Source organism: Streptomyces sp. NPDC059900 (genome assembly GCF_050270335.1).
In the GTDB taxonomy this organism is placed as follows: domain Bacteria; phylum Actinomycetota; class Actinomycetes; order Streptomycetales; family Streptomycetaceae; genus Streptomyces.
The window spans coordinates 1-6258 of the sequence record NZ_JBNNJZ010000486.1 but is presented as its reverse complement, the minus strand read 5'-3'; the positions used below and the strand labels follow the sequence as shown (position 1 = coordinate 6258).

At 72.8% G+C, this 6258-nt stretch carries 8 protein-coding genes; 4 read left to right on the top strand and 4 right to left on the bottom strand.

Annotation, left to right across the window (positions count from 1 at the left end; genetic code table 11):
* Positions 1-24 precede the first annotated feature (24 nt).
* On the top strand, positions 25-90 hold the full coding sequence (locus ACQKIP_RS36935; protein WP_427745138.1) for a hypothetical protein: 66 nt from the start codon (positions 25-27) through the stop codon (positions 88-90).
* Here the strand turns inward: ACQKIP_RS36935 and ACQKIP_RS36930 are convergent.
* From ACQKIP_RS36930 to ACQKIP_RS36920, 3 genes are all read right to left on the bottom strand, one after another.
* Positions 65-649: a histidine phosphatase family protein gene (locus ACQKIP_RS36930; RefSeq protein WP_365860127.1), complete on the bottom strand. Its 585-nt coding sequence runs from the start codon at positions 647-649 to the stop codon at positions 65-67. The genes ACQKIP_RS36935 and ACQKIP_RS36930 overlap by 26 nt on opposite strands.
* A gap of 81 nt (positions 650-730) precedes the next feature.
* Positions 731-1171 (bottom strand): GNAT family N-acetyltransferase, encoded by a 441-nt coding sequence (locus tag ACQKIP_RS36925; protein ID WP_365860126.1) that lies wholly within the window; start codon positions 1169-1171, stop codon positions 731-733.
* Between the two features lie 43 nt (positions 1172-1214).
* A complete protein-coding gene (locus ACQKIP_RS36920) occupies positions 1215-2660 on the bottom strand; it encodes a PLP-dependent aminotransferase family protein (RefSeq protein WP_365860125.1) in 1446 nt (481 codons plus the stop codon).
* Between ACQKIP_RS36920 and ACQKIP_RS36915 the strand changes: the two genes are divergently transcribed.
* Together ACQKIP_RS36915 and ACQKIP_RS36910 are read left to right on the top strand one after the other, a co-directional pair.
* Positions 2659-3594 (top strand): DMT family transporter, encoded by a 936-nt coding sequence (locus tag ACQKIP_RS36915; RefSeq protein ID WP_365860124.1) that lies wholly within the window; start codon positions 2659-2661, stop codon positions 3592-3594. The two genes, ACQKIP_RS36920 and ACQKIP_RS36915, sit on opposite strands and share 2 nt — an antisense overlap.
* 91 nt (positions 3595-3685) lie before the next feature.
* Positions 3686-3880 (top strand): DUF1918 domain-containing protein, encoded by a 195-nt coding sequence (locus tag ACQKIP_RS36910; protein WP_365860123.1) that lies wholly within the window; start codon positions 3686-3688, stop codon positions 3878-3880.
* Between the two features lie 48 nt (positions 3881-3928).
* Here ACQKIP_RS36910 and ACQKIP_RS36905 read toward each other — a convergent pair whose 3' ends face one another.
* The gene (locus ACQKIP_RS36905; protein WP_365860122.1) at positions 3929-5161 is read right to left on the bottom strand and encodes a glycoside hydrolase family 10 protein; all 1233 of its coding nucleotides are present in this window, start codon (positions 5159-5161) and stop codon (positions 3929-3931) included.
* Between the two features lie 179 nt (positions 5162-5340).
* On the opposite strand from ACQKIP_RS36905, the gene ACQKIP_RS36900 reads away from it, so the two are divergent.
* The gene (locus ACQKIP_RS36900) at positions 5341-6201 is read left to right on the top strand and encodes a 3-hydroxybutyryl-CoA dehydrogenase (protein WP_361196882.1); all 861 of its coding nucleotides are present in this window, start codon (positions 5341-5343) and stop codon (positions 6199-6201) included.
* Positions 6202-6258: the final 57 nt, after the last annotated feature.

The window sequence follows — 6258 nt, the reverse complement described above, 5'->3', positions numbered from 1 at the left end:
GTGTACGACCAGGAGCGCTGGCGGATGCGGTGGCGGGTGGCGGGCCCCGCCAAGGACCTGATCCTCACGACGGCGTACACGCGGCGCTGACCCGCAGGTTCCAGCGGCCGCCGTGGCCGGTCAGGGTGACCGTCGACAGGGGGCGGACGTCGATGTTCCAGTACGTCGACGGGGGCGCCTTCAAGGCATAGACGAGGGCCGCGCGGACCACCGCGGGCTCGGCCACCGCGAGGATCCGTGAGCCGTCGGCGACCGGGCGCGTGTCCAGCCAGCCGCCGATCCGGGAGATGAACGCGAGGAGCGACTCGCCGCCGTGCGGCGCCGAGCGGGGATCCCGCAGCCAGGCGTCGACGGCGGCGGGTTCGCCCGCCGTCACTTCGCCGAGGGTCAGACCCCGCCAGCGGCCCATGTCGCAGTCCCGCAGGGCCGGTTGGGCGAGGGGTGCGAAGCCGAGGGCGTCGCCGGTCTCGCGGCTGCGCGGGGTCGGCGAGCAGTAGCGCAGCTCGGCCACCGCGAGCGGGAGCAGGGCGGGCGCGGCGAGCTGCACCTCGCGCCGGCCCGCCTGGTCGAGCGGCCGGTCGTCGTCGAAGCGCTCGGCGAGCAGCGAGCCGCTGCGCGCGGCGGCGATGAGCGTGACGCGGGGGTGCATGCGGTGATCGTGGGGCGCGGGGCAGCGCAGGTCAAGGCTTTGCAGGGAGTACGTACACGGCCCTGGCGCCCGGCATCCGGCCTACTGCCGGCCCAGTGCCATCCACTTCGACGGGTCGTCGAGGGGACGGAATCCGACCTTCTCGTACACCCCGTGCGCATCGGCCGTACCCAGCAGAATCCGCCGCAGACCGCTCGGCTCCAGGTGGTCCCTGACCGCGGCCACGAGCGCGCTCCCCAATCCCTTGCCGCGCACCGCACGGTCGACGTACACGTCACAGATCCAGGCGAAGGTGGCGTGGTCGGTCACCACGCGGGCGTACGCGACCTGCTCACCGGAAACCACCTCGTAGACACCGAAGTTGAGCGAACCGGCGATCGCCCGGTCCTGCTTCTCGCGGGTCCGCCCCATCGCCCAGTACGCGTCGGTGGAGAGCCAGTGATGGACGCGGGCGGCGTCGAGGCGAGCGGCGTCGACGGAGATTTCGTACCCGGCGGGAAGGGTGTGCGGTGCATCGGTCATGCCCGCAAGGCTGGCAGCCGCCCACAGGACCGTCGAGCGGATTTCACCCGGCGGACCCCCGCACCTCGTCGTATGCCGCCCGGAGCCTTCGTACCCCCTCGGCGATCTCCGCAGCCCCCGCGACCGAGGCGAAGCTCAGCCGCAGGTACGCCGCCGTGGGTTCGGCCGCGAAGTACGGGCGGCCGGGGGCCACCGCGACGCCCGCACGCAGGGCCGCGCCCACCAGGTCCGCCTCGTTCGTGCCGTCGGGCAGGCGCAGCCACAGGAGGTAGCCGCCCGCGGGGATGTGCGGCAGGGCCAGTTCGGGCAGCCGCAGGCGCAGGGCCGCCGCCATCGTGTCCCTGCGGTCCTTCAACTCGCCCGCCACCTGGCGCAGATGGCGGGGCCAGGCCGGGGAGCCGACCAGTTCGAGCGCCGCCTCCTGGAGCGGCCTGGGCACGAAGAAGTGGTCGACGACCTGGATCGCGCGCAGCCGCTCAAGGACCGGCCCGCGGGCCGCGAGCGCGCTCACCCTGAAGCTCGGCGACGTGGCCTTGGTCAGCGAGCAGACGTGCACGACGACTCCGTCGGGGTCGTCGGACTGCAACGGCCTCGGCAGCGGCCCCGCGTCCTCGTGGACCAGGCGGCGCACGAAGTCGTCCTCGACGACGAAGGCCCCGGCCTCACGGGCGATACGCAGCACCTCAGGGCGGCGGGCCGCGGACAGCACGGCCCCCGTGGGGTTCTGGAACAGCGGCTGGCAGACGAACACCCGCGCCCCCGTGGCCTTGAACGCCGCGGCGAGGAGCTGGGGACGTACGCCGTCCACGTCCACCGGCACCGGGACCGGCCGCAACCCCGCCGCGCGGGCGATCGCCAGCATGCCGGGGTAGGTCGGCGACTCGACCAGGACCGGCGTACCGGGCGGGGCGAGCGCCCGCAGCGCCGTGGTGAGCGCGCTCTGGCCGCCCGCGGTGATCAGCACCTCGGCGGCCGTGATCGCGCCGCCGATGCCCCGCGCGAACCACTCCCGCAGCTCGGCGAGCCCGTCCATCGGCGGCCTCCCCCATGCGCCGGGCCGCCGCCCCGCCCGCGCGAGGGCGGCGGCCATCGCCCGCTCGGGTTGCAGCGAGGGGTGCAGATAGCCGCCGTTGAACTCGATGACGCCGGGCGAGGGCGCGGCGAGGGTGGCGAGCACCCCCGAGGCGTCGACCGCGCGCGGCACCAGCTCCGTCGCCGTGTCCGCGCTCAGCGACACCTCCTGCCACGAGGTGTCCCCTGCCGGCGCGGCGGCGGTCTGCGGCTCGGCACGGAAGACGCCCGCGCCGGGCCGCGTGACGACCAGGCCCTCCGCGGCCAGCTGCCCCAGGGCCCGCGACACGGTCACCGGGCTCACCCGGAACCGGTCGACCAGCGCCCGGCTGGACGGCAGCTTTCCACCTGGGGAGTAGCGGTCAAGCTCCCCCCGCAGCCTGTTTGCCAGCTCAGCGACACTGCTACTCTCATGCATGACAGCACAGGATAGCGCTACTCTCCCCAGCCGGATAGCAGTCACCACGGCCGCAGCGGCAGGCCCGCAGCACGGCTCCCGCCGCACCGGCACCGTCATGGCCGCGCTCGGCGTCATCGCCTTCTCGCTCACCTTCCCCTCCACCGCCTGGGGCCTCGAAGGCATCGGCCCCTGGTCCTTCGTGGCCCTGCGCGGCGTCCTGAGCGCGGTCATCGCGGGCGGCGCCCTGCTCGCCCTGCGCGTCCCGCTCCCCGCGCGCCGCCACCGGGCCGGGCTCGCGGTCGTCGGCGCCGGAGTCGTCATCGGCTTCCCGCTGCTCACCACGCTCGCCCTGCAGACCTCCACCACCGCCCACGCGGCCGTCGTCGTCGGCCTGCTCCCGCTGACCACCGCCGTGTTCTCGGTCCTGCGCACCGGCGCGCGCCCCTCGCGGACCTTCTGGGTGGCGGCGCTGACCGGTGCGGCAGCGGTGATCGCGTTCACCGTCCAGCAGAGCGGCGGCGCCCTGTCGACCGCCGATCTCTACCTCTTCGCCGCACTGCTCGTCTGCGCCGCCGGCTACACCGAGGGCGGGCGCCTGGCCCGCGAGATGCCCGGCTGGCAGGTCATCGGCTGGGCGCTGATCCTGTGCCTGCCGCTCGCCGTGGCCGGAGCCGCCGTCGCCCTGCGGTACGAGCCCTTCCAGCTCACGGGCCACAGCACCGCGGGGCTGCTCTACGCCGCCATCGGCTCGCAGTTCCTCGGCCTGGTCGTCTGGTACCGCGGCATGGCGGCGATCGGCGTCCCCAAGGCCAGCCAGCTCCAGCTCGCCCAGCCGCTGCTCACCCTGGTCTGGTCGGTGTTCCTGCTCGGCGAGCACCTCCCGCTCGCCGCGCCGCTGACCGCCGCCGCCGTCCTCGTGTGCATCGCGGTCACCCAGCGGGCGCGCGGCTAGGCACCGACGGCCGGGCCCCAGCCGCCGCCACCGGTCGTACACTTGCCGCCACGGAAAGCAACCGCAGGGTGGGACGAGGAGGTCGCTCCAGATGCGTGCAACCGTAGGCGACGAGCTGGTGCTGCACGGCAGGATCGTCGGGCAGCACGACCGGATCGCGCAGATCGTGGAGGTGCTCGGCGCGGACGGCGGCCCGCCGTACCGCGTCCGCTTCGAGGACGGCCACGAGACGCTGATGTCACCGGGCCCCGACACCGTCGTACGTCATCAGGACCCGGCTTCGTAGCTCCCGGCAGGAGCTGCGCGGCTCCCGCCGGGAGACGGGGGGTTCGGCTCAGCGGGGCGGTCTGGCCGGCTTCTGATAGTGGTCGGCGACCACCCGCGCCATGGCGCCGATCTTGTCCACGCCCACTTCCTTCGCCGAGAAGTACACGTGCCCGCGCGCCTGCGGGAAGCCCTTGGCGTACGTGAGGTGGCGGGACAGTTCGGCCGGGTCCTGCCAGGCCGCGGGCTGCGCGGGATCGCCCGCCTTGTACAGGGCCTCCCCCACGTAGAGCCGCACGCCCGTGCCCTCCACGGTGTCGGCCCACCAGGGCAACAGCTTGCCGTAGTCCGCGACGGTGAAGCCGATGTTCCAGTAGAGCTGCGGACAGATGTAGTCCAGCCAGCCCTTCTTGACCCAGCCGCGGGTGTCGGCGTGCAGATTGTCGTAGGTCTGCACGCCCGCCTGCGTGTCGGAACCGAGCGGGTCGGTCGAGGCGTTGCGCCAGACCCCGAACGGGCTGATCCCGAACTGCACGTGCTTGCGGACCTTCTTGATCCGCCCCTGCATCTCGCGCACCAGGCGGTCGATGTTGTCGCGCCGCCAGGCGGCCCGGTCCGGGAAGCCCCCGCCGTACCGCGCGAAGGCGTCGTCGTCGTCGAAGACCTGCCCGGCGACCGGATACGGGTAGAAGTAGTCGTCCCAGTGCACGGCGTCGACGGCGTAGTGCCGCACGGCGTCGAGCATCGCGTCCTGGACAAAGCGCCGCACCTCGGGCAGGCCGGGGTTGTAGTAGAGCTTCCCGCCGTACGGCACGACCCAGTCGGGGTGCAGCCGCGCCGGGTGCGTCGGGACCAGGCGCGAGGGGTCCGTGTGGTTGGCGATACGGAAGGGGTTGAACCATGCATGCAGTTCGAGCCCCCTGCGGTGCGCCTCGGCCACGGCGGTGCCCAGCGGGTCCCAGCCGGGGTGCTTGCCCTGCACGCCGGTGAGGCACTCCGCCCACGGCTCATAGGGCGAGGGCCACAACGCGTCGGCGGTGGGGCGCACTTGGAAGATCACGGCGTTCAGCCGGCGCCGCACGGCCGTGTCGAGATGGCCGATCAGCTCGGCCCGCTGCTGGGCCGGCGTGAGGCCGGGCTTCGAGGGCCAGTCGCGGTTGGCGACGGTCGCCAGCCACATGCCCCGCAGTTCGCGGCGCGAAGGTGCCCGGCCGGGAACCGCTGCCGCGTCCCCCGTCGCTGTGAGCCCGGCCACCATCGCAGCCGCCGCAATCGTGAATCCTCGGCGTGACATACGCCTCATCCGCTCGCCCCCTGGGCCGCTACATCCGCCTGAATCGCAGTGTGTGAGAGACAGCATGCCCGACCCGGCCCCCTCAGCACGGGAGGTTCGGGAGTAACGTTCACCGCCGGGGCAGCCGCCGAAACCGTACGGAGGCTGCCCGCCCGTTGATCAGCGAAAGGCACGAGGTGACCGACTCTATGCCCGACATCGCACGCGTCGGAGTAGTGGGCTGCGGCCAGATGGGCGCCGGTATCGCGGAGGTCTGCGCCCGCTCCGGACTCGACGTGAAGGTCGCGGAGACGACCGGCGAAGCCCTGGAGATCGGCCGCACCCGGCTCTACAACTCCCTCTCCAAGGCCGCCGAGCGCGGCAAGATCTCGGAGGAGGAGCGCGACGAGACGCTGGGCCGCCTCAGCTTCACGACCGACCTCGGGGAGTTCTCCGACCGCGACCTCGTGATCGAGGCGGTCGTCGAGAACGAGGCGGTCAAGACCGAGATCTTCCAGGTGCTCGACCAGGTGGTGACCCGGCAGGACGCGATCCTGGCCTCCAACACCTCCTCGATCCCGCTGGTGAAGCTGGCCGTGGCGACGTCCCGTCCCGACGCGGTCATCGGCATCCACTTCTTCAACCCGGCCCCGGTCCAGCAGCTCGTGGAGCTGATCCCCGCGCTCACGACGTCCGAGGGGACGATCAGCCGCGCGCAGACCATGGTCGAGAAGGTGCTCGGCAAGCACGCGATCCGCGCCCAGGACCGCTCGGGCTTCGTGGTCAACGCGCTGCTCATCCCGTATCTGCTCTCCGCGATCCGGATGTTCGAGTCGGGCATCGCGAGCCGCGAGGACATCGACAACGGCATGGAGCTCGGCTGCGCCCACCCGATGGGCCCGCTCAAGCTCGCCGACCTGATCGGCCTGGACACCGTCGCCTCGGTGGCGGACAGCATGTACGCCGAGTACAAGGAGCCGCTGTACGCCGCTCCCCCGCTGCTCCAGCGGATGGTCGACGCGGGCCGGCTCGGCCGCAAGTCCGGCTCGGGCTTCTACCCGTACGCCTGATACCACTCACACCGGTACTCACCGTTCGCACCGCACGCGGGCCCGGCACCTGTCTCT